The following is a 22127-nucleotide window of genomic DNA, read 5'->3' on the forward strand; positions in this document are numbered from 1 at the left end:
ATTCATGTCACCGTATCTTCTGCATACAAACGCATAATTTCTAACACCGCAGGTAATTGTGCGATAAACAAATCGACTAGTTCAGGATCAAAATGTTTGCCTTTTTCTTTCTGTAAAAGATCGACTGCTTCGTCGACCGTCCAGGCCTTTTTGTAAGGACGTACTGAGGTCAGTGCATCAAACACATCAGCGATTGCCACAATACGTGCTTCAACCGGTATGGCATCTCCTACAATTTGGTGCGGATATCCGCTGCCGTCATATTTTTCGTGATGGTGCAGGGCGATGGTGCGTGCTATTTGCAATAAAGGCGAGTCGTGTTCGCCCAAAATTTCTGCGCCCATCAATACATGCTTTTGCATGAGTGACCATTCTTCTTGATCTAGCTTTCCCGGCTTTAATAGCACCGAATCAGGTGTACCAATTTTTCCTATGTCGTGCATCGGTGCTGCATTAAATAATTCCTCTGCATATATTTTGCTAAAGCCAGCAGCTAGTGCAAGAATGCGGGCATAGTGGCTCATGCGGATGACGTGCAAACCAGTTTCGTTGTCGCGGTATTCGGCGGCACGTCCCAGACATTGAATGATCTGTAGTCGGGTTTTTTGCAATTCGTCCACACCCACCAGCGACAGATGTGTTTTAACGCGTGCCCGCACGATCGCTGGACTGATCGGTTTGGTGATGTAATCTACCGCACCTGCATCAAAGCCAGCAGACTCATCACTCGCGTCGCTCAGAGCTGTGACGAATATCACCGGAATGGCCTTCGTTTGCGGGGTGTTCTTGAGCAGTTTGCAAGTGTCGAGGCCGGTTAAACCAGGCATCATCACATCGAGCAAAATCAAGTTCGGTAATTCATCTTGCGCCAGCCGCAACGCTTTTTCGCCATCAAGCGCAAACAGCAGACGATAATCTTCATGCAGCACCTGCCGCAGGATTTGCAGATTGGTCGGGGCGTCATCGACAATCAGAATTTTGGGACGTTCGTCGATTTGTTTCATTGGGCGTTTCCTTGTTGACGATAGTGATGTTGTAAGTCTTCAACCATTTTTCTGGCCACGTCGAAGTCGAATGAATTGACGACTTGATCGAGCGCTTTGAAATCAGCCGCAGGCAAGAGATCGGCCAGATTGGCCAGCACTGTTTCAGCTAGCTCGCCATGTGCCAGAGCGTCGCCTAGGTCTTGAAGTAGCGGTAGTACGCGTGAAGCTTCTACTGGTTTTTCTGCTTCACTTAGAGCCATGTTGGCTGGTTCGATTTCCCCTAGGGTTTCAGTGACATTAACGAGCTCGTCGGCGAGTTTATCCAATTGTGACGGGAGTTCAGTCAGTTCGCCACTACTAAGGATATTTTCGATAGAACTGCTGAGGTTGCTGACTCGCGATAGAGCGAGGTTGCCGGCAGCACCTTTTAGCTTATGGATATCCTCCGCCAATTCTTCGGGCTTATCGAATAAGTTGCGCATCCGCGGAACTGCATCTCGAAACCCGCTGAGGAACTGACGTATCGCCTCACGGTGACGTTGTTCGCTGCCCCATAAAATTTGTCCCCGCCCCCAGTCAATCACAGAACCATTGAGTTGGTAGGCAGCGCTATTGCGGCTGGTGTTCGCCGTATCAATTTTGACGTCGATATTGAGTAAGCGTGCGATTTCTTGTGTCAGGCGCAGTAGGTCGATAGGTTTGTGTGCAAAACCATCCATTCCGGCCAGCTTTGCCGCCTTGACGTCGGCTTCTAATACACTAGCGGAGAACGCGATAATCGGTGTTGGCGCAAGTTTTTTTTGCTCCTCTAGTAGACGGATCATTTGACTCGCTTCCAGCCCATTCATGACGGGCATTTGCACGTCCATTAAGATAATATCGAATTGGCCATCGGTGAAAATTTTGACCGCTTCCGCGCCATTGCGCGCCGTGTTGAGAGTATGCCCAAGCCGACCGAGCATGAGCTCCAATAGTTCCAGATTCTGCGGCACGTCATCGACCGCCAAAATGCGTAACGGCGGCAGCGCGATGACTGTTTGTTCATCGCTTGTGAACATGGCATTACCTATTGGAAGCGGTATTTCAACATGAAATTGACTACCTACACCCACTTCACTTTCAACCCAAATCTGGCCATTCATCAGTTCGATTAATTGACGCGCAATGGTGGTTCCGAGGCCGGTACCGCCAAAACGCCTGCTCATCGATGCATCAGCCTGTGCGAACGGATCGAAGATGTGGCTCAGGCGATCCGCCGCGATGCCAATCCCCGTATCTTGCACAATCAAATGTACTTGATCGAGTTGCATGCTCAGACGTAAAACAACTTGCCCTTTCTCGGTAAACTTGATCGCATTGCCGATCAGGTTTAAGAGTATTTGTTGAATCCTTAGAGCATCCCCCTGAAAATATTCTGGTGCGGATTCTGGATAGTCGAGAATCAATGGCAGCGATTTAGCCTGCGCATTAATGCGCAAAGTGGCAAGCACTTGCATGCAGACTTCGCGCAATGAGAAATCGCGCACTTCTAATTCGACCGCGCCATGCTCGAGCTTGGCAGTGTCGAGGATATCGTTCAATAAAGTCAGTAGGGAGCGCGCAGAATTTCGTACTGTGTTTAGATGGCGGCGTTGTCTGTCGCTGACTGGCTCACTGAGCAACACATCAGTGAATCCAAGTATCGCATTCATCGGCGTGCGAATCTCGTGACTCATATTCGCGAGGAAAGTATTTTTGGCTGCCGCTGCGTTTTCTGCTTTGGCTTTTGCATCGCGCAAATCTTGTTCCATTGCGTGGCGTTCTGATAGGTCGCTGGCAAACTTAATAATCTTATACGGCTGTCCATCGGGATCAAAAATGGGATTGTAGCTGCCATGTATCCAGATTTCTTTGCCCTGCTTGCCGAAGCGATGAAATTCGCCTGAGGTATACACGCCCTGGCGCAAAGTTTTCCAGAATTCCAGATAGCCAGTGGAGTTTGCTTCTTCGGGGGCACACAACAAAGAATGATGATGACCGACCAATTCTTCGAGACGATATCCAGTGATATTCAAAAACGTCGGATTGGCATGCATGATGGTGCCATTGAGATCAAATTCCACCACTGCTAATGATCGGCCAAGCGCATCAACTACCCCTTTAAACTCAGCATTGCGGCGCTTGCTATCGGTGATGTCAATGATCACACCATCAATCCACTTGATAGCGCCATCAGCACCCCGCACTCCACTGGCGCTCTCAGAAACCCAATGCTCTTTCCCTGACCGATCGATAATCCGATATTCAACTGTATAAGCTTGCTCTGCATTGAGCACTTCGGTGATTTTGCTCGCCATCCAGAGGCTATCTTCGGGATGCAATAGTTGGGCAAACGTCTTTTTGCCCGACGTGAACTCATCCGGTGACCAACCTGTGAGTCGCTCGACCGCATGACTGATAAATAATATATTCCAATCTGCGCCAAAGCGACAACGAAAAGCGATGCCCGGTAAGTTGCTGATGAGCGATCGGTATTGTTGCTCACTGTTGCGCAAAGCTTCTTCCATTTGCTTGCGCTCGCTGATATCGGTGATGAAACCAACAAACAAGGTTTCATTTCGTATCGCAGCTTCCCCGAGCGCTAGTCGTAGTGGAAAGGTAGTGCCATCTTTACGTAGACCGATGACTTCGCGCCCAGATCCGATAATTTTGGCTTCGCCACTTCGTAAATAATTGTGTAGATAGCCATCATGTTCACTGCGTTGGGGTTCTGGCATCAGCGTTCGGATGTTCTGCCCAATGACGTCATTCGCATCCCAGCCAAAGATCGTCTCCGCTGCGCTATTAAATGCACGAATAATTCCTTTACTATCGATCGTAATGATGCCATCGACCGCGGTCTCGACGATCGTGCGCATACGGGCTTCATTTTGCACCATACGCTGATAGATGCTGCGATATCGCAATAATATGTTGCCTGCGACGGTAACCAATATCGCCAATACCGTGATGCCGGCAATCGATAACGCTAAATTGAAATTGGATGTTGGCCCGATCCCTGATTCGGCGTTGTTCAAAAAACGGGTTGCTGACATCCCTGTGTAATGCATTCCTGAGATCGCAATACCGAGTACTATGCCACTGACCAGGTTGATTTGGCTGTGGCTAAGTCGCTCGTGCGCAATTAATTTGAAACGTAGCCACAGAGCGAGTATGGACAGCACTACCGCTAGCGCGATGGATGCACCAAATGTCCAAGGCTCAAAGCGCAATATGAGGGATTCATGGACTGCAGCCATCCCGCTGTAATGCATCACACCGATGCCAGCACCAACTGATATCCCGCTGACGATGAGTTGCCATCGAGTCACTTTATCCTTAGCGATTAGTTGGAGCGCGATCCACGACGCTAAGAAACTTGGTAGCATTGAGAGCAGCGTAATCATCGAGTCATAGCTTGCACTACTGCATACACTAAATGCGAGCATCCCAATAAAATGCATGGACCACACGCCTGAACCTAATACAAAGGCACCTGACAAAAGGTATATTTGGCGGTTAAGTGGACGTTTTTCGATGCGAGCCATTTCCGCTAACTGGAAGGCCATGATGCCCGCAAGCACCGCGACGAACAGCGATAATGTGACCAACGGGTAATCGTACTTGCCAGTGAGTAAAGGAAGTGTTTGGTTGTCAATTAAAAATAAACGGTCGAGTCGCATTATGAGCTTTTTAGGGAGTTGAGTGACAATTTCGCGGTGAGCAAACGGACTTGCTACCGATAGAAAAGCTTGCGTCAGGGCAATCAATTCTAGACTTTTCGCATTCATCTCGCAAGAATTCTCTAGTGGTTTAGTGAAACAAATACCGCGCGTCCAAACGTACAATGTGATTAAACCCCCTTGGTAGTAAAACGAACATTAATTAAGGTATGGAGATGGTTAAGAATTATTTACATGGCTGGTTACGAGAGTCGGGCGCGACACAACCAATGATTAATGACACCGCGGTGAGAATTCGTGCCGGTTTCTTGATCGCAATACCTTTGTTCATGGCGTACACCCTGCTAACTGCCGTGTACGGCTCTTCGTGGGTAGTGACTGGTAACGCAATACTAGATACCTACGAAACTGATATGCAAGGAAGGATTTTGTATCAAGTCGAAGCGATACGCCGTACCTTTGACTATTCTTTACAATCTAAATTGCTGTTGTACGCACTATTCGAAATGCTCGCAGGCATGTCTGAGCGCACGGCGATTTTTTCGCCAACGATTTGGATCGCCCATTTTTTCTCGCGGCGTCACGCGCCAGTGTGGAAACCCTTGGCGCCCAAACGTTTTGCATGGGCGTTCGGTGCGACGATGGTGACGACTTGCCTGATATTTTTTAATCCTGATACGGTTGCAGAATGGATTAACGCGCTTAGCCGACACCCATTGCTGCCGACTACGATCAATTACATGCCACGCTGGATTCCGAATGTGTTGGTCGTGTTATGCGTGGGCTTTATGTGGATGGAAGCGGTGCTGGGTATTTGTGCTGGTTGTCTGCTGCATGCTGGTGCTGTGCGCCTCGGCTGGGTCGACGAACCCTGTGAGGCCTGTCAGCAACTGGATTTTTCGCAGGCGAACAATCCCGTTACTCCATCGGAAAAGTGAATTTTGCTTATGTGCTGCATACAAGTGCGACCTAAATGTGCTGCCTAATTGTGCTGCCGATAAGTGCTGCCGATAAAAGGTGGATTCAAAGAAAACAGGAAAACAGCTATACTTCGGCCTGCATTAAATTGACCCAGAAGATAAGAAATATATTAATGAAGTATTTCGATAGATCATCTTCTACCAACAAGTCGGTTTTCACGTATCGATGCGAAATTAATGTGAAAATTTCTGTAAAAAATTAATGTATAAAAAATATACGCTATGTGTATTTTTGTTGGTAGGTAATGAGATGTAAATCGCGAGAAGTTTTGAAAAACAACAATTGATAGCAGTTGTTGGTTCATGAAATTTTTCTATGCGGAAGACAATTTTCTGGGGTGCGGTGCGCTAAATTTTGTATGTTAAAAATTTTTCAATCGACACCTGCAACCGAGTTGTAGCGCAAAAAAAGCAGATTGCTCCACGTTGGCTAGCAGCGCTTTTTTCATTGTTCAATTGCCACAGTGGTGGCAAGCATCTACGATCAACTAGACAAATTTCATGTTTAGTTGATTTTTTTATATAAGTACAGGTACTCAATCAATGAAACCATATCTCGTAGGCATTACTGGGGGAAGCGGCAGTGGTAAAACCACCTTCATCAATTCTCTGCTGGCCTCTATGCCGCCGGACAGTGTGGCTTTACTGTCGCAAGATAATTATTACAAGTCCATCGATCAGCAATCGCAAGATGAGAATCGCGTAGAGAATTTTGATATTCCCTCGTCTCTCGATCTCGACAAATTTTATCAAGATGTGCTGCGTTTGCGTGATGGACAAAGTTTGCAAATCAAAGAATACACTTTTAATAATGCCGAAGTTGAACCGAAGATTTTCCACATTCCGGCTGCGCCTATCGTGTTGTTAGAGGGTATATACGCACTGCATAATCCTGCGCTGTATGACATTATTGATTTGAAAGTATTTATTGACGCGGAAGAGCACCATCGCCGTTATCGACGGGTACAGCGTGACGCTGTCGAGCGTGGTTATGATCAGGATGATGTGATTTATCGTTTGAGTAATCATCATCAACCTGCGTTTGAAAAATACATTCTGCCGCATCGTAGTAATGCCGATTTGGTGATACCGAATAATCACGGCTTCGATAAAGGCCTAGAAATGTTGAGTGTATTTTTGCAATCAAAAATTAGCAGACCTACATGAATAGGTAAATAACGAGATCGACAACAACAAAATGTCACGGAAAAGGATGCTATGAAGCCGCAGATCGCTGTCGTTGGAAGTGTCAACATGGACTTGATTTTCAAGACGCCACGTATGCCAGTGCCGGGTGAAACACTGATGGGACATAGTTTTCATCAGGTACACGGCGGCAAGGGTGCGAATCAGGCTGTAGCGGCGGCACGCATGGGGGCAGATGTACACTTTGTGGCATGTGTTGGTGATGACGTGAATGGCCAGAGCTGTTTGCAAGCGTTGGCGCAAGATGGCATTAGGCTCGATCACATACGCGTGATGCCCGATACGGCCACTGGCGTGGCGGGCATTTTGCTCGACGATACGGGTCAAAACTGTATTGTATTAACAACTGGAGCGAACGCTCTGCTCAATGAGGCCGATATCGCGGGTGCTGGCAACACTATTGGACAAGCGAAGCTGTTATTATGCCAATTGGAAACGCCGCTAAACACAGTCGTGCATGCGCTCCACACGGCGCAGCAAGCCAATGTAAAAGTCGTACTCAATCCCGCCCCGGCTCAGAGTTTAAGTGATCAGATTCTGGCGCAAGTCGATTATCTGGTGCTAAATGAAACTGAGGCTGCCGAGTTGAGCGGCCTGGGCGTGACGGATGTTGAAAGTGCTGCCGCTGCTGCTGCAAAATTGCAACAGCGTGGCGCAAGTGTGGTGTTAGTGACTTTAGGGGCACTAGGAATGTGGGTAGCCGCATCCGATGCCAGCTATTTTTTACCCGCATTTAAAGTTGAGGTGGTTGATACCACCGCGGCGGGTGATACTTTCGTTGGTAGCTTTGCTGTTGCCATCGCCGAAGGAAAAGATTTACGTTCAGCATGTATGTTGGCACAAAGTGCCGCTGCATTGGCCGTGACAAAATTTGGTGCCCAGACCTCAATTCCCACGCGGGAAGCGGTCGAGCTGCAATTAAGTAAAAAGTAGTACGGAATCTGTAGTGTGGATTACCTAATACGGAAAATGTGAAAGCCTTTATAATTTCGCGTTTGTGCGTATTTACTATGATTTAGCCGTATTTGATTGCGGGTGATGATTAGATTAATAACAATTGGCCCACAAGGCTGAGCACGCGGAACCAGCGAATTAAGCTAACCAAGCGATTCAGGAGCTATTCAAAAATGAAATTGAGATCATCACTTCTCGTCAGTTTATTGTTGTCACTATGCGCAAGCGCTTACGCTGATCAACCTAAGTACGCCCTGATCTATGACGCGGGTGGCAAATTCGATCGCTCCTTTAATCAGTCAGCTTATGAAGGTGCCGAGCGCTTCAAAAAAGAAACTAAAATTTCTTACATCGACGTGCAAGTAATGAGCAATGCCCAGGGTGAACAGGTGTTGCGTAACTTGGCACGCAAGGGTATAGATTTAATTGCTGCGATCGGCTTTACGCATGCACAACAAGTGCAGACTGTTGCTAAAGAATTCCCTAAGACAAAATTTGTGGTCGTCGATGGTGTCGCAAACGGCACAAACGTCAGTTCGATTTTGTTTAAAGAGCAAGAAGGTTCTTACCTCGTTGGCGTCGCTGCTGCCATGGCATCGAAATCCAAAAAATTGGGTTTCATCGGCGGTATTGATATTCCTTTGATTCGTGCCTTTGTGTGTGGTTATACACAAGGTGCAAAATCTGTGGATGCCAAAGTAGATGTTGCACAGAACGTCGTCGGCACGACGGCGACCGCATGGAATGATCCCGCCAAAGGCGGCGAATTGGCCCGTGCTCAAATGGAACGCGGTGTCGATGTGATTTTCGCAGCAGCGGGTGGCAGCGGTATGGGTGCGCTACAGGCGGTTAAAGAAAAAGGCAAGATGGCGATTGGTGTTGATTCAAATCAAAACTATTTATTCCCTGGCGTGATGCTGACGTCGATGGTGAAACGTGTCGACAATGCCATTTACGATAGTTTCATGCAGATGAAAAATGGCACTTGGAAAGCTGGCGTGTCAAATTTGGGCCTGAAAGAAGGCGGTGTCGATTGGGCCCTCGATAAAGACAATCGCAGCCTGATCACGCCAGATATCGAAAAGCGTGTGAACGCCGCAAAACAAGATATCCTGAACGGTAAAGTCAAAGTCATCGACTACCGCGAAGCGAGTCGTTGCCCCCTATAAGCCGATGTGAGGCCGCAGTCTGAATTGACGCTGCGGCTTTACTTTATCCACTTCCATTTCCCTTGATTTCGCTTCTGCATTGAGATCGTGTCGAGTTTGAGTTGAATTTAAATTCAGACTCGTCGACACAATCGAGAGCGGTCATCAAGGAAGCTCCAAATCAATTTTGAGACTATGCCCAACGCAGTAGAATTTCGCCAAATTTCAAAGCGCTTCGGTAAGGTGTTGGCAAATGATGCCGTCAGCTTCTCGGTCGCACAAGGCTCCATACACGGCATTATTGGTGAAAACGGTGCTGGTAAATCGACCCTGATGAGTATCCTGTATGGTTATTATCAGGCTGATACCGGCGAAATCCTCATCAATGGCGAAGTGCAGACCATCCGTACTAGCCACACCGCAATTGAACTCGGCATTGGCATGGTGCATCAGCACTTTATGCTGGTCGAAGATATGACCGTGTTGGATAACATTATGCTGGGAATGGAGGGTGGTTTCCGCTTGCGTTCACAGCGTATTCGGATCGCCACTGAGTTAGTGCAGTTATGTACGGATTATGGCTTAGCAATCCAGCTTGATGCCCGTATTAATACGCTTTCGGTTGGTGAGCAACAGCGTGTAGAAATTCTCAAGCAACTATATCGCAACGCGAATATTTTGATTCTCGATGAGCCAACGGCTGTTTTGACACCGCAAGAAGCGGAAGCCTTGTTTGCAATTTTGCGCCTGTTCAAACAACAAGGCAAAACGGTGATACTGATCACCCACAAACTACCCGAAATTTTGGCAATTACGGATGAAGTTACGGTGATGCGTGCCGGTGGCGTCGTCGCTGCGCTGCAAACCGCGCAGACCAATCAAGAAGATCTGGCGTTCAAAATGGTCGGGCGCAGCGTGGCGACTGAATTGCCACGCCAAGCTTTGAATGCTGGTGTGAATGTGTTGCAGGTGCAAGAGCTGTGCTTGCAGAACGCGCAGGGTGTGCATTTGCTGAGTAGTTTGAATTTTTCAGTGCAAGCTGGCGAGATTGTGGCGATTGCTGGTGTTTCTGGGAATGGTCAGTCCGAACTATTAGAGATTTTGGCGGGCATGCGCAATCAACCAGGGGACAAAATTAGTGGTGAGGTGAGAGTTCACGATACGCAATTACATTTTGAGAAAAAAGATTCAACCCTTGCAGCCAAATTGCGTAAGTTGGGTGTATCACATGTGCCAGAAGATCGCTTACGCGACGGTGTGATTAAAGATTTTCCGGTATGGGAGAACATTTTGCTGGGGCAGCAAAGTGATCAAATTTATTTAGATAAGAAAAAGTGTGTCGCTCTCAGTGATGTCTTGTTACAGCAATTTGAGGTGCGGCCATTAGATTCTCACTTGCGTCTTTCGCAACTGTCCGGCGGCAATCAACAGAAAATAGTGCTAGCGCGTGAAATTGCCGCGCGTCCTACGCTGATGCTGGTCGGTCAACCGACCCGTGGGGTTGATATCGGCACCATACAACGCATACACACAGAATTATTGGCACTGCGCGATGCTGGTGTGGCGATACTCTTAGTCTCAGCCGAGCTGGAAGAAATCCGGGCTCTGGCTGATCGTATTTTAGTGATGTCGGGTGGACGTATAACTGGCGAATTGAACATCGCTGATTACGATACCACGCGCATAGGCTTGTTAATGGGTGGTTTGCACAAATGAATTCAGATTTGCCTCGCTGGGCGACCAATGTCGCTCTCCCTATGTTGAATCTGCTGTCGGCGATGTTGGTTGCCGCCGGTGTGATTTACTTGCTCGGTGAAAGTCCGATCGAAGCACTCGGTATCATGTTGCGCAGCGCACTCGGCAATGTTGAAGGATTCGGCTACACCTTGTTTTACGCTACCACCTTTATCTTCACTGGTCTGTCGGTATCAATTGCGATGCAAGCAGGCTTATTTAATATTGGCAGTGATGGTCAGATGTATTTAGGTGGTTTGGGTTTAACTTTGGTGATGCTGCAATTTGATGCCAGTTTGCCGGCCTGGATTTTAATCCCCTTGGCATTGACGGGTGCTGCTGTGTTTGGTGCGGCGTGGGCATTTATTCCTGGCTATCTGCAGGCGAAGCGCGGCAGTCATGTGGTAGTGACTACCATTATGTTTAACTTCATCGCCGCCTCTTTGATGAACTTTATCATCATCACTTACATGATCCCAACTGGCGAGCAAAATCCGGCGAGTCGTGTGTTTGCGGAAAACGGTTGGTTGCCGCGTTTAAATTCCTTGATCCCAGCTTTGGGTGATACTCCCCTGAATCTGACTTTTATCTTTGCCGTGGTTTGCTTGTTTGCCTACGGTGTGATTGTTTGGCGCACACGTTGGGGTTATGCCTTACGAGCTGCAGGGAAGAGCGCGCATGCCGCCCAATATGCGGGGATTTCGATTGCCACCGTCATCATCGTGACGATGCTGGTATCTGGTGCATTTGCGGGTGTCGCAGCGATGAATAGTTTGGCCGGATCTATGCATTACTTGAGCCTGAATTTCACTAGCGGTGCTGGCTTTATTGGGATCGCCGTTGCCCTGATGGGGCGTCAACATCCGGTTGGTATTTTTATGTCTGCGCTGTTATTCGGGATTTTGATACAGGGTGGTTTCGATCTGTCGTTAGAAAAATCGAATATCCCTTCTGAAACCTTTGTGTTTATTCAAGGCTTAATAATTTTGTTCTGTGGCGCGATGGAAAATATGTATGCGCCTACGCTATCGCGTTTGCTGAATAGAAAGTGGGGCAAGCATGTTTGATGATTTTCAATTCTCCACAATTTTAGTGGCGACTATTCGTAGCGCGCCGGTCTTGCTGTTTGCAGCTTTCGCTGGCGTGTTTGCTGAGCGTAGCGGCATCATTGATTTGGCCTTGGAAGGGAAAATGTTGGCATCGGCATTTGTCGCAGCGGCCTGTACCTATGCGACCCAAAACCCTTACATCGGCGTCGCCGCGGGGATGTTGGTGTCGTGCTGTATCGTTTTATTGCAAGGCTATGTTGCGATTAATCAGAAAGGCAATCAATTGGTGTTCGGGATCGCGATTAATATTGCGATGTCTGGATTAACTTTCGTGTTGGCACAATACTTTTTTCAGTTAGGTGGACGTAGCCCGGATTTGGGTGCGGCGCGCTTTGCAGTGTGGAATTTCCCCTTTGCCGATTGGTGGTCGACGATTCCCGCGTTGAATTGGTTACTCGGTAAATTCCTAGGTGGACATACGGTTCTTGTGTATCTGGCGTTCGCGCTTATCCCTTGTTTGCATTGGTTGATTTATCACAGCCGTTTTGGCTTGCGCTTACGCGCGGTTGGCGAGAATCCTCATGCGGCAGATGCGGCCGGTATCAACGTCGCTCAGACACGTTACTTGGCCTTATTGTGCGGTGGGGTTTTGTGTTCATTATCGGGTGCCTATCTGGCGGTTGTGCAAAGCGGGTTTTTCTTGCGCGATATGTCTGCCGGTAATGGCTTTCTCGCACTGACGGCGATGGTATTTGGTAACTGGCGGCCATTACAAACAGCACTCGGTTGCCTGATGTTTGGCTTCTTCGCTGCTTTGCAAATTCAGATGGAAGGCGTGGCTTTCCCTGTGATTGGTCAAATCCCAGGTTCACTCATTCAGATGTTGCCATTCGTGGTGACTGTCGTGGTGTTAGCGGGCGTGATGGCGAAGTCGGTAGGGCCGAAAGCACTCGGCGTGCCGTTTGTGAAATCGCGTTAGAACAAACCTCTTAGCGCTTCGGCGTTGCAAGGTTTTGACGCATTTTTGTTGTAAGAATTTAATAAGGACGCTGTATTAGCAAGCGTGACTAGTATGTTACATAAAGTTATTTTCGACACCGATCCTGGCGTAGATGATGCGATGGCGCTGTACTTCGCAATGGCGCATCCTGCGATTGAGGTGGTCGGCATTACCACCACCTTCGGCAATGTGAAGGTACCGCAAGCAACGGCGAACGCCTTGTATCTGACCCGATTGGCGGGAGTAGAAATTCCGGTTGCTGAAGGTGGCGCTATGCCTTTAATGAAGGCTGCCGGCAAACCGCCAGGCTTTATTCATGGCGATGATGGTTTAGGAAATCTGCCCACACGGTTAGCGCACGCAGGACAAGCAGAGGCGATCTCCGCAGCAGAATTTATTGTGAAGATGGCGCGTCAGTATCCCGGTGAAATTACGCTGGTGGCAGTTGGCCCTTTGATTAACTTAGGCTTGGCGCTGAAGATGGAGCCGCAATTGCCTAAGTTAATTAAACAGGTCGTGTTAATGGCAGGAACCGTGATTGAGCCCGGCAATGTTTCGCCGGTGGCAGAAGCGAATGTGTGGAACGATCCGCATGCAGCAGACTTGGTGTTTAGCGCAGGTTGGAAGTTGGCGATGGTAGGCCTCGATGTGACACATAGAGTGATATTGGAATCGTCTTATTTTGCAGGTCTTGCACAACATCATCAACAGCATCCGGCGATTACAACACTCTTGCATGCCGTCAATTTCTATTGCGACTTCTACCAAAGTGCTCGCCCTGATTTGGGACATGCTTGCTACTGTCACGATATTTTGGCGTTTGTGTATTTGGTGGCGCCGGCGTTGTTTGAAACGCAGGATGGGCGAGTACGGGTGCAACTCGATGGCTTGGGGAATGGCCAGACCATGATGGATAGGCATGCGGGAGCACTAGCGTATGCCCAGTCCGGGTGGGAAACACATAGACCAGAAACGCAGGTCTGTCTGCAAGTGGATACGGCGCAGTGTCTGGCACTGATTGAATCTACTTTGGAAGCAGATTGGTTACGTACGCCACTGGTATCGTAATCCAGTGCAAATTTCTAATGTATGCAAAGCAGCCTACAACATATTGAGGAGTCAGCGATGTTGATTACACCTGTCGATTTTACGAGCCCAACAGCGGCCAAGGATTTTGCAGCGAGTTTGCACAATACCGGGTTTGGCGTGCTCACCAATCATCCTTTGTCGCAGCAATTATTAAATTCAGTGTACGAAGAGTGGTATGGCTTTTTTCAAAATGAAGCCAAGCATCAATATGCTTATGATCCACAAAAATACGATGGCTATTTTTCACCCGCAGTATCCGAAACTGCGAAGGGAAATACCAAACGCGATTTGAAAGAGTTCTATCACGTCTATCCATGGGGACGTTATCCGGCAGAAGTATCGGATGCGGCGCGTCGTTATTACGAGGACGGCGCAGCGCTTGCAGCGACCCTCTTGGGATGGGTCGAAGAGTACACGCCAGCCGAGGTGAAGGCCAAGTATTCTATGCCACTGTCACAGATGATTACGGGTAGCGAACAAACGCTATTGCGCGTGCTGCATTACCCGCCATTGAGTGGTGATGAGGAGCCGGGTGCGGTACGCGCAGCCGCGCATGGCGATATTAATTTACTGACGATTTTGCCAGCCGCCACGGCTGCGGGTTTGCAAGTGGTAGGCAAAGATGGTGCGTGGCATGATGTGCCCTGTGATTTTGGGATGTTGATCGTGAACATCGGTGATATGTTGCAAGAGGCATCGGATGGCTACTATCCATCGACGATCCACCGTGTGCTGAATCCGACTGGTGTCGAGGCAAAAAAATCGCGCGTATCTTTGCCGCTATTTTTGCACCCGCGTCCCGATGTGGTCTTATCAGAACGTCATACTGCGGGTTCGTATTTAACGGAACGCTTACAAGAATTACATTCTAAAATTTAAATTATTCGTGCAGAAAACCACATTCGAGTGGTATTTGAGTATTTCCTCTAATTTAAACGCCTGACTGTCATCAAGCGGCAGCAAAAGTAAGGTGAAATGAGAAGGCTTTGCTCAAGAAATGTAGTGATTATGTGAAGAGCAAAAACAGGTATTGGAAGAGGCAGTAGATTTTTATTATTTTTATATTACGCCATGGACGGAGTCCCTCTCCGGAAAAAAATGGCGCAACACCGACAGATTTAAACAAACGTAAAGCTAGGAGCTATTAATGAAGCAAGTCAGCAAATCATCAAGCAAATTTCCATCGCGAGTAAAAGTGCTCGTCATTGCGTGTCAATTGACATGCCTTGGTATGTCGAGTGCGTATGCACAAAGCCAGAGCAAGGAAACGACAGAGACAAACGAACCTATCAGCTCAACACAAATTACCATCACTGGTAAAAAAGTGGGTATGGGTCTGATGGTCCAGGAAAACACACCTAAAGCACGCAGCACAATTACGGCAGAAGAATTGGCAAAACAACGTCCAACCGGCAACGCCTATGAAGCTTTGGAACTAATGCCAGCGGTAAATAGTTACAATCACGATGCAACAGGTTTGTTCGGTGGTGGTTTAACTTTGCGCGGTTTTAACAGCGATCAGATCGGTGCCACGATCAACGGCGTACCAGTTAATGATTCTGGTAGTTTCGCTGTATATCCTCAAGAATATGTGGACCAAGAAAACACTTGCACACAGTTTGTGACGCAAGGTTCAACTGACGTTGATTCTCCACAAATTGGTGCAACAGGTGGTAACTTCGGTATCACAACTTGTGATCCATCCAAAACAAAACGTATCCGTGTTGCGCAAACTTTAGGTCAATTGAATTTGTCCAAAACGTATGTTCGTTACGATACAGGTTTGTTAGAAGGTACTAAGACGCGCTTCTTTATTTCTGCTTCGCATGCGCAAGCGGACAAATGGAAAGGTCAAGGCGGCGCCAATCGCGATCATATTGATACTGGCTTCCGTACAGATTTTGATAAATTCAATTCCATCAGCGGTACGATTTTGTACAACCGCGCGATCAATCAAAATATCAGTTCATACAGCTTAGCTGATTTGGCAAAGAACGGTTACTACTACGATTACGCCACAACGTTTGTTGGCCATGCAGCGCCAACACCAGGCAAAGCAGGTAGCGATACGAACTCTGCATTTGGTGATGCTTACTACCAATTGACAAAGAACCCATTTGAAAACGTGATCGCTTCTGTCACTGGCAAAATGCGTCTCGGCGAAAACACGGACATCAAAGTCATTCCTTATTTCTGGTATGGCTATGGCACCGGTGGAAATCAACAACGTTTGCAAACTGAAAGTGCATTCTTAAATAAGGCGACTGGCAAGAATACTGCTGGCGTGGATTTGAATGGCGACGGCGATACTTTAGATAAAGTCATCGTTGCAAATAGTAGTGTGACACGCACACATCGCCCTGGTGTGACTGCCTCCATCACACATACAATCGGTGATCATCAAATCTTGGGTGGTTTCTGGTATGAACGCGCAACACATGAACAATTCGGTCCTATGGTCGCAGTTGATGCATCGGGTAATCCGGTTGATAGTTGGTTGAAAGAAGGCCGCATTATGCGTCCAGACGGCACACCTTTCCAATCTCGCGATTGGAAAACGATCAGTGCTTCCAGCCAAGTGTTTTTGCAAGATACTGTGAGTTTGATGAACGACAAGCTGACAATCAATGTTGGCGTCCGCGCACCAAATATGAAGCGTGACTTCACGAATCGTGCAAATGAAGGCACTAACTCAGGTGTCGATTATCGTATCGAGAAATCTTATTCTGAAATCTTGCCGCAATTGGGTGCACGCTATCAGATCGATTACAACAATCAAGTGTTCTTCAGCTTAGCGAAAAACATGAAAGCACCACCAAACTTTGTCTATTCCACGACGAATAACGTGGTGATCGTGAATGGCTTGCCAACTCTGCCAGTTGACGTGAAAGCAGAAACATCCGCCAACATCGATTTGGGCTATCGTCTGCAAAGCGATAAATTGACAGCACAAGCGACTGTGTATTCAGTTGATTTCCGTGATCGTCAAGCAACTGCGTATGATCCAGTGGCGAATTTGAGCAGCTTGACTAGTGTTGGTAAAGTGAAGACTTATGGTTGGGAACTTGAATTGGGTAACACACCAGTTAATGGTTTCTCTTTCTATGGTTCTATCGGTTACGCGAATAGCGAAATCAAAAACGATCTGATCGTGAGCAAGACAGCAACTTTACCAACGGCAGGCAAGCAAATGACGTTGACGCCAGAGTGGAAAGCTGGCTTGAGCGCAATGTATGAAACTGGCGCATTCTACTCCCGCGTTAAAGTCAAATACACAGGCGAACAATGGGCAACGATGACCAATGACGAATTGGTTCCAGCGTACACATTGGTCGGTCTGGATGTTGGTTATCAGTTCCCTAACTTGAGCTGGATCAGTAAGCCAACTTTGCGTTTGAATATCAGTAACTTGACGAACAAACAGTATCGCAATCCATCCAGCTTTAACATTACTAATGCTAAAGCGTATGGCACTGCTGGCGCGAAGACTGTGTTCTATTACATGGGTGCACCACGTTTTGCCTCAGTCACTTTGTCAGGTGATTTCTAATCGGCGTATCTCGATAAATCTGATGGTAGCGCGCGGTGCGTATGCTAATCGCATTGCGCCGCTAGCATGAGTTTTCCAGAGACACTCCGGCATAAAAATACGTTGATGATTTTGTAGATTATCAATTTAGGCTTATCACTGTATTTTTATCCAAGCGAACTTTTGGTCTGCAACATTGGTCTATTCGAATGTTGCAGACTTTTTAGTTTAGGGTTTAGACAAAATCATCTTTGTTTATTGGATAAAGATCATTTCGTCTCAGCCTTGTGGTTTCAACCGCGGTATCCACTTTTCTCCTATTTTATGAATCTCTCTCGTCGCTCTTGGTCCAAGTTAGCCCGCACGACTCTTAGTCTAAGTTTCTCTTTCGCCCTGATTGCCTGCGCAACGCCGCCAGTGCAACCTGTGGTGGTGAATCTGGTCGCGATCAATGATTTTCATGGTCATCTCGATCAAGAAAAATTTAGCCTGACACGCGCAGCGGATTCCAACCCAGTGCAAGTCGATGGCGGTGGGATAGAAATCTTGGGCAGTTATCTGCAAGCCTGGCGTAAAGAAGACAAAGATTTAGTGTTTGTTGGCGGTGGTGATTTGATAGGTGCTAGCCCAGGAATATCTTCTTTGTTTGCCGATGAGCCGACCTTGCAAGGATTGGGACGTTTGGGATTGCGCGTGAGTGCATTGGGGAATCATGAATTTGACCACGGTATTCAAGAGTTACAGCGCCAAATAAAAGGTGGCTGCGATTCGCCACGACCTGATCGTGCGTGCAAATTTGATGGCGATTTTAAGGGGGCACAATTTTCCTATATCGCTGCGAATGTGATGGACAAAGCGAGTGGTCAACCTTTTTTTCCTGCTTATCACATCGAGCAAGTGAAGGGCGTCAAAATTGGTTTTATCGGCGCGGTATTGCGCGACACACCGATGATGGTCGCTAGCGAAAAATTACAAGGGGTGAGTTTCATTGACGAAGCCGAAGCGATTAATCGCACGATTCCAGCACTCAAGGCGGCGGGCGTAAAGGTTTTTGTGGTCCTGATTCATGAAGGTGGTACCACGACCGAGGCATTCGATCAGCCCGCTTGCTCGCAATTGAAAGGCCCTATTGTCAATATCGTGAAGCGGCTTGACCCTGCGATCAAATTAATTGTCAGTGGACACAGTCATACAGGCTTTATGTGTCAGGTCGAAGGACGTACGGTAACGCAGGCGCAAATGTATGGGCATCTATTGACTCGCATTGCTTTAACACTGGATGGCAATAGTCATCAGGTCATGCAGATCGACACCAAAAATGTGGAAATGACGCCGAGCCATTTACAGGTTCCCGACGCGCTGTCGACTTTGATGGCGCAGGCGCGTAAGGGTAGTGATGCGATGATTAATCAACCCGTCGCGCGCTTGGCAGTATCGGTGCTAAGCCGCAAGTTGAATGAAGCGGGTGAATCGCCGATGGGAAATGTGGTCGCCGACGCGCAACTTACAGCGACCAAAAGTAAGGGGGCGCAAATTGCATTTATGAATAACAAAGGCATACGCGGCAACCTGGAAACCAAGCAAGACAATATTAGTACCTACGGACAAAATTCCACCGTTCTACCGTTTGGAAATACCTTGGTGCTTATGACTTTGACGGGCGCACAAATTCGCACTTTACTAGAGCAGCAAATGTGGCTAGACGATGAATCACCCGATGGCAGAAATGTCCTGCAAGTTTCAGAGGGCTTCACTTACACCTGGGATAGAAAACGGCCGGTCGGAAAACGCGTGCTGCCTGAGACCGTGAAGTTAAATGGCGTCGCTATCGATGATAGTACTGAGTACAGAGTCGTTGCGAATAATTTTATCGCCGGTGGTGGCGATCGTTTGCCAATGTTTACAGAAGGTAAAAACAAGCTTGATACCGGTTTAAAAGATATTGATGTGTTCATGCAGTATATTAAAGCCAAAGATCAGGCGGGTGCGCCAGCAGGTAGTTTAAATGCCGCTGGCCGCGTGCAGAGAATCAACTAAGTGATAACTGAGTGGTAACTAAGTGACGAGAAAGTTAAGCATGAAAAAAATTAAATTATTGATCTTGTTGGGTGCTGCAGTTGCAACATCCATCGCCTCCTTCAACGCATTGGCATCCGGTGATGAAGGACATAAAACCGTAGGCGCTATTGCTGACCGTTTGCTAAAAGGAACGACCGCCGGTGCTCGTGTACAAGCCTTGTTGCAGCCGGGTGAAAGCCTGCAATCGCTTTCCATCTGGGCCGATTGTGCCAAGGGCAGCTTCTGTGGCCCACAGACTTCTGAAATGGTCGCTTTCACGATACAAAATCCTGCACATGCAGCCTATCATTACACAAACACCCCAGTGCAGAATAAAGCCTATGTCGCAGGCGGTGTAGGTACGACGGATCACGACATCGTACAAACACTCAAGCAAGCAATTGCGGTGTTGCAGGGAAATGATACAGAAGCGACGAATCCTCACCGCTTTAGCCCACGTCAAGCCCTGTTAATGATTGCGCATCTGGTAGGGGATATTCATCAGCCCCTGCATGTTGGTGCGGCCTATATCAATAGCGAGAATCAATTTGTCACGCCGACGACCAAGCAACAAGTCGATGGTGTGGCGATGTTTGATCTGCAAGGCGGTAATAATTTGTTGATCGAAGATAAGGCGACCTGGACTGTACGTGATCAGGAAAGCGCGAAACGTGACGAAGCTGCGGCGAAAGCTGCAGGCACGGATTCCGATAAGCCAAAACGCGTCGGTAAGCCTTTGCATTTGTATTGGGACGTGACGGTGGTTGAAAATGTGATGCGCAATCTGGGAGTCCGTTCCGTCGCCGAATTAACGGAAAAAATGTTGGCGGCGCCTGCACCAGCCAGCGCGAATTCAGGTGATCCTGTGACATGGCCAGAACAGTGGGCAAATGAAGGTTTGGTGTACGCCAAAGTCGCTTACGCTGATATCGTCGCCACGGAAAGAATCAAAGTGACTAGCCGTCGTGGCGTTGAGTTCTCGTCTTGGTACACGACGTTACCAGCAAACTACATGGTAACTAGTACTGAAATTACACAAAAGCAATTACAAGTTGCCGGTTATCGTCTGGCGGCATTGTTGCAAAAAATCTGGCCGTAATCTTTAAGTAATTTTTAAGTACTTGCCATAGTTGTTCAAGTCATTCAGGGAATAGAAAGTACGATCATGAAAAAAATGATATTGGCGTTTAGTTTTGGGGTCTTGTCTGCATCGGCCTTGCCAGTGATTGCCCAAGAAAAGAATTCGATAGCGCAGAAAAATCTGCAGGCGACGCGTCAATATTATGCACAGTTAGTGAATCCGGCATCGCCACAGTTAGCAGAGTTAACGATGTTGATGACGATGATGCCGAAGGGTGGTGATATTCATCATCATTATTCCGGTGCGATTTATGCAGAGACCTATCTGGACTGGGTGGCGCAAAAAGGTTATTGCATTTATCGCGATAGCGACGCCAATCTCAAGCAGGAAAAATTCAAGGTAGAGACGCGTACGGCGCAGATCACTGAGGCGAGTAAATCTTGTCTCAAGGTGGAGGCGATTCGCAAAGATAACGCTTTATATCGAGAACTGATGTCCGCATGGTCGGTCGTTGATTTTGATAATCATGGCCATACACAACTGCCACCCGATCAACACTTCTTTAATACCTTTGGCTACTTTTCATCCATCGCAAAATATTCAACGAATGTCGGTTTGCAGATTCTGAAGCAACAAGCCAAGAATGAAAATATTCAATATTTGGAAACCATGTTGCGTAGCGCGCCTGTGACCGAGCATGCTGAATTGTCGGCGCGTCTTGATGCCTTATCATCTACCAGCAGCGCCGCCGACATGCAGCAAGCATTTTCACAGTTTGCCGATTTTTTGGCGCAAGATAATGCGACGCAGAAAAAAATTACTGACTTCGTGAAAGAAGCAGAAACAGACGCAGCTGGAATTGATGATGCTGAATTCAGTTTGCGGTTTCAAACCTATGTATCGCGCAATAGCCCAGCATCGAAAGTGTTCGCTGGCTTGTACTCTGCCTTTGCCGCGAGCCAGTCTAACTCGCTCATCGTGGGTGTGAATATCGTTGGTGCCGAGCATGCCTTGATTGCTCTGCGCGACTACCAATTGCATATGCACATGTTCGCTTTTTTAAAGCAACGCTTCCCCAAAGTACGCTTATCCCTGCACGCAGGTGAACTCGCGTTGGGCATCGTGGCGCCCGAACATTTACAAAGTCATATACGAGATGCTGTGCAAATCGCGGGTGCTGAACGAATCGGACATGGTGTCGATATTGTGCACGAAGCGCGGCCCGATCAATTATTAGCCGAACTGAAAAAACGTAATGTCGCGGTTGAAATTAATTTGAGCAGTAACAGCTTTATTCTTGGCATACCAGCACCAGCGCATCCGGTGACTATGTATATGCGACACCAAGTTCCAATCGTCATCGGTAGCGATGATCCTGGTGTGTCGAGAAATAACATTAGTCACGAATACATGTTATTCGCCAGTCGTTACAAACCAAGTTACGATAGTTTGAAAAAGACAGTCTACAACAGCATCCGTTACTCCTTCTTAAACACGCAGGATAAAACGCAACAAATAAAATTGCTGGATCAGCGTTTCCTGCAATTTGAAGCAGCGGCTGCTGCGTTGGCGCAGGCTGTAAAAAAAGGGTATTAGTTTTTCGGCTTTCCTC

General features: G+C 47.7%; 15 protein-coding genes. 13 read left to right on the forward strand and 2 right to left on the reverse strand.

The genetic code is table 11. The features are described from left to right. Window positions 1–2: 2 nt before the first annotated feature. Both ACO0KW_RS13210 and ACO0KW_RS13215 read right to left on the reverse strand, forming a co-directional pair. Window positions 3–1004, reverse strand: coding sequence for an HD domain-containing phosphohydrolase (locus ACO0KW_RS13210; RefSeq protein WP_423053621.1), 1002 nt, complete (start codon window positions 1002–1004; stop codon window positions 3–5). Beyond that, window positions 1001–4795: a PAS domain S-box protein gene (locus ACO0KW_RS13215; protein ID WP_423053622.1), complete on the reverse strand. Its 3795-nt coding sequence runs from the start codon at window positions 4793–4795 to the stop codon at window positions 1001–1003. Before ACO0KW_RS13215 ends, ACO0KW_RS13210 begins: the two co-directional genes overlap by 4 nt. A 107-nt stretch (window positions 4796–4902) precedes the next feature. On the opposite strand from ACO0KW_RS13215, the gene ACO0KW_RS13220 reads away from it, so the two are divergent. The 13 genes from ACO0KW_RS13220 (at window position 4903) to ACO0KW_RS13280 (ending at window position 22111) form a co-directional block, all read left to right on the forward strand. Further along, window positions 4903–5625, forward strand: a complete 723-nt coding sequence (locus ACO0KW_RS13220; RefSeq protein ID WP_423053624.1) for a DUF4395 family protein — start codon at window positions 4903–4905, stop codon at window positions 5623–5625. Between the two features lie 585 nt (window positions 5626–6210). After that, window positions 6211–6834, forward strand: coding sequence for a uridine kinase family protein (locus ACO0KW_RS13225; RefSeq protein WP_423053625.1), 624 nt, complete (start codon window positions 6211–6213; stop codon window positions 6832–6834). Window positions 6835–6885: 51 nt separating this feature from the next. Then, on the forward strand, window positions 6886–7806 hold the full coding sequence (gene rbsK, locus ACO0KW_RS13230; protein WP_423053627.1) for a ribokinase: 921 nt from the start codon (window positions 6886–6888) through the stop codon (window positions 7804–7806). A gap of 194 nt (window positions 7807–8000) precedes the next feature. Further along, window positions 8001–8996: a BMP family lipoprotein gene (locus ACO0KW_RS13235; protein ID WP_423053629.1), complete on the forward strand. Its 996-nt coding sequence runs from the start codon at window positions 8001–8003 to the stop codon at window positions 8994–8996. A 174-nt stretch (window positions 8997–9170) separates the two neighbouring features. Continuing rightward, window positions 9171–10691, forward strand: coding sequence for an ABC transporter ATP-binding protein (locus tag ACO0KW_RS13240; protein ID WP_423053630.1), 1521 nt, complete (start codon window positions 9171–9173; stop codon window positions 10689–10691). After that, on the forward strand, window positions 10688–11776 hold the full coding sequence (locus ACO0KW_RS13245; RefSeq protein WP_423053631.1) for an ABC transporter permease: 1089 nt from the start codon (window positions 10688–10690) through the stop codon (window positions 11774–11776). The genes ACO0KW_RS13240 and ACO0KW_RS13245 overlap by 4 nt, the downstream gene beginning before the upstream one ends. Beyond that, the gene (locus ACO0KW_RS13250; RefSeq protein ID WP_423053632.1) at window positions 11769–12737 is read left to right on the forward strand and encodes an ABC transporter permease; all 969 of its coding nucleotides are present in this window, start codon (window positions 11769–11771) and stop codon (window positions 12735–12737) included. Before ACO0KW_RS13245 ends, ACO0KW_RS13250 begins: the two co-directional genes overlap by 8 nt. Before the next feature lie 93 nt (window positions 12738–12830). After that, on the forward strand, window positions 12831–13826 hold the full coding sequence (locus tag ACO0KW_RS13255; protein WP_423053633.1) for a nucleoside hydrolase: 996 nt from the start codon (window positions 12831–12833) through the stop codon (window positions 13824–13826). A 57-nt stretch (window positions 13827–13883) separates the two neighbouring features. Further along, complete coding sequence (locus tag ACO0KW_RS13260) at window positions 13884–14726, forward strand: isopenicillin N synthase family dioxygenase (protein ID WP_423053635.1); 843 nt, start codon at window positions 13884–13886, stop codon at window positions 14724–14726. A 268-nt stretch (window positions 14727–14994) separates the two neighbouring features. After that, entirely contained in the window at window positions 14995–17397 is a 2403-nt protein-coding gene (locus ACO0KW_RS13265) for a TonB-dependent receptor (RefSeq protein WP_423053637.1), read from the forward strand. Window positions 17398–17700: 303 nt separating this feature from the next. After that, on the forward strand, window positions 17701–19413 hold the full coding sequence (locus ACO0KW_RS13270) for a bifunctional metallophosphatase/5'-nucleotidase (RefSeq protein ID WP_423053638.1): 1713 nt from the start codon (window positions 17701–17703) through the stop codon (window positions 19411–19413). Between the two features lie 40 nt (window positions 19414–19453). Continuing rightward, the gene (locus ACO0KW_RS13275; protein WP_423053639.1) at window positions 19454–20533 is read left to right on the forward strand and encodes a S1/P1 nuclease; all 1080 of its coding nucleotides are present in this window, start codon (window positions 19454–19456) and stop codon (window positions 20531–20533) included. 66 nt (window positions 20534–20599) lie between these two features. Further along, window positions 20600–22111, forward strand: coding sequence for an adenosine deaminase (locus ACO0KW_RS13280; protein WP_423053640.1), 1512 nt, complete (start codon window positions 20600–20602; stop codon window positions 22109–22111). The last annotated feature ends 16 nt before the right edge of the window (window positions 22112–22127 follow it).

The sequence above is a fragment of the Undibacterium sp. Ji22W genome (assembly GCF_049340305.1).
GTDB lineage: Bacteria > Pseudomonadota > Gammaproteobacteria > Burkholderiales > Burkholderiaceae_D > Undibacterium.

Excerpts from the sequence above, each read along its gene's own strand:
- ACO0KW_RS13210 (WP_423053621.1), bottom strand. The coding sequence starts at position 1,004 with ATGAAACAAATCGACGAACGTCCCAAAATTCTGATTGTCGATGACGCC.
- ACO0KW_RS13215 (WP_423053622.1), bottom strand. The coding sequence starts at position 4,795 with ATGAATGCGAAAAGTCTAGAATTGATTGCCCTGACGCAAGCTTTTCTA.
- ACO0KW_RS13220 (WP_423053624.1), top strand. The coding sequence starts at position 4,903 with ATGGTTAAGAATTATTTACATGGCTGGTTACGAGAGTCGGGCGCGACA.
- ACO0KW_RS13225 (WP_423053625.1), top strand. The coding sequence starts at position 6,211 with ATGAAACCATATCTCGTAGGCATTACTGGGGGAAGCGGCAGTGGTAAA.
- rbsK (WP_423053627.1), top strand. The coding sequence starts at position 6,886 with ATGAAGCCGCAGATCGCTGTCGTTGGAAGTGTCAACATGGACTTGATT.
- ACO0KW_RS13235 (WP_423053629.1), top strand. The coding sequence starts at position 8,001 with ATGAAATTGAGATCATCACTTCTCGTCAGTTTATTGTTGTCACTATGC.
- ACO0KW_RS13240 (WP_423053630.1), top strand. The coding sequence starts at position 9,171 with ATGCCCAACGCAGTAGAATTTCGCCAAATTTCAAAGCGCTTCGGTAAG.
- ACO0KW_RS13245 (WP_423053631.1), top strand. The coding sequence starts at position 10,688 with ATGAATTCAGATTTGCCTCGCTGGGCGACCAATGTCGCTCTCCCTATG.
- ACO0KW_RS13250 (WP_423053632.1), top strand. The coding sequence starts at position 11,769 with ATGTTTGATGATTTTCAATTCTCCACAATTTTAGTGGCGACTATTCGT.
- ACO0KW_RS13255 (WP_423053633.1), top strand. The coding sequence starts at position 12,831 with ATGTTACATAAAGTTATTTTCGACACCGATCCTGGCGTAGATGATGCG.
- ACO0KW_RS13260 (WP_423053635.1), top strand. The coding sequence starts at position 13,884 with ATGTTGATTACACCTGTCGATTTTACGAGCCCAACAGCGGCCAAGGAT.
- ACO0KW_RS13265 (WP_423053637.1), top strand. The coding sequence starts at position 14,995 with ATGAAGCAAGTCAGCAAATCATCAAGCAAATTTCCATCGCGAGTAAAA.
- ACO0KW_RS13270 (WP_423053638.1), top strand. The coding sequence starts at position 17,701 with ATGAATCTCTCTCGTCGCTCTTGGTCCAAGTTAGCCCGCACGACTCTT.
- ACO0KW_RS13275 (WP_423053639.1), top strand. The coding sequence starts at position 19,454 with ATGAAAAAAATTAAATTATTGATCTTGTTGGGTGCTGCAGTTGCAACA.
- ACO0KW_RS13280 (WP_423053640.1), top strand. The coding sequence starts at position 20,600 with ATGAAAAAAATGATATTGGCGTTTAGTTTTGGGGTCTTGTCTGCATCG.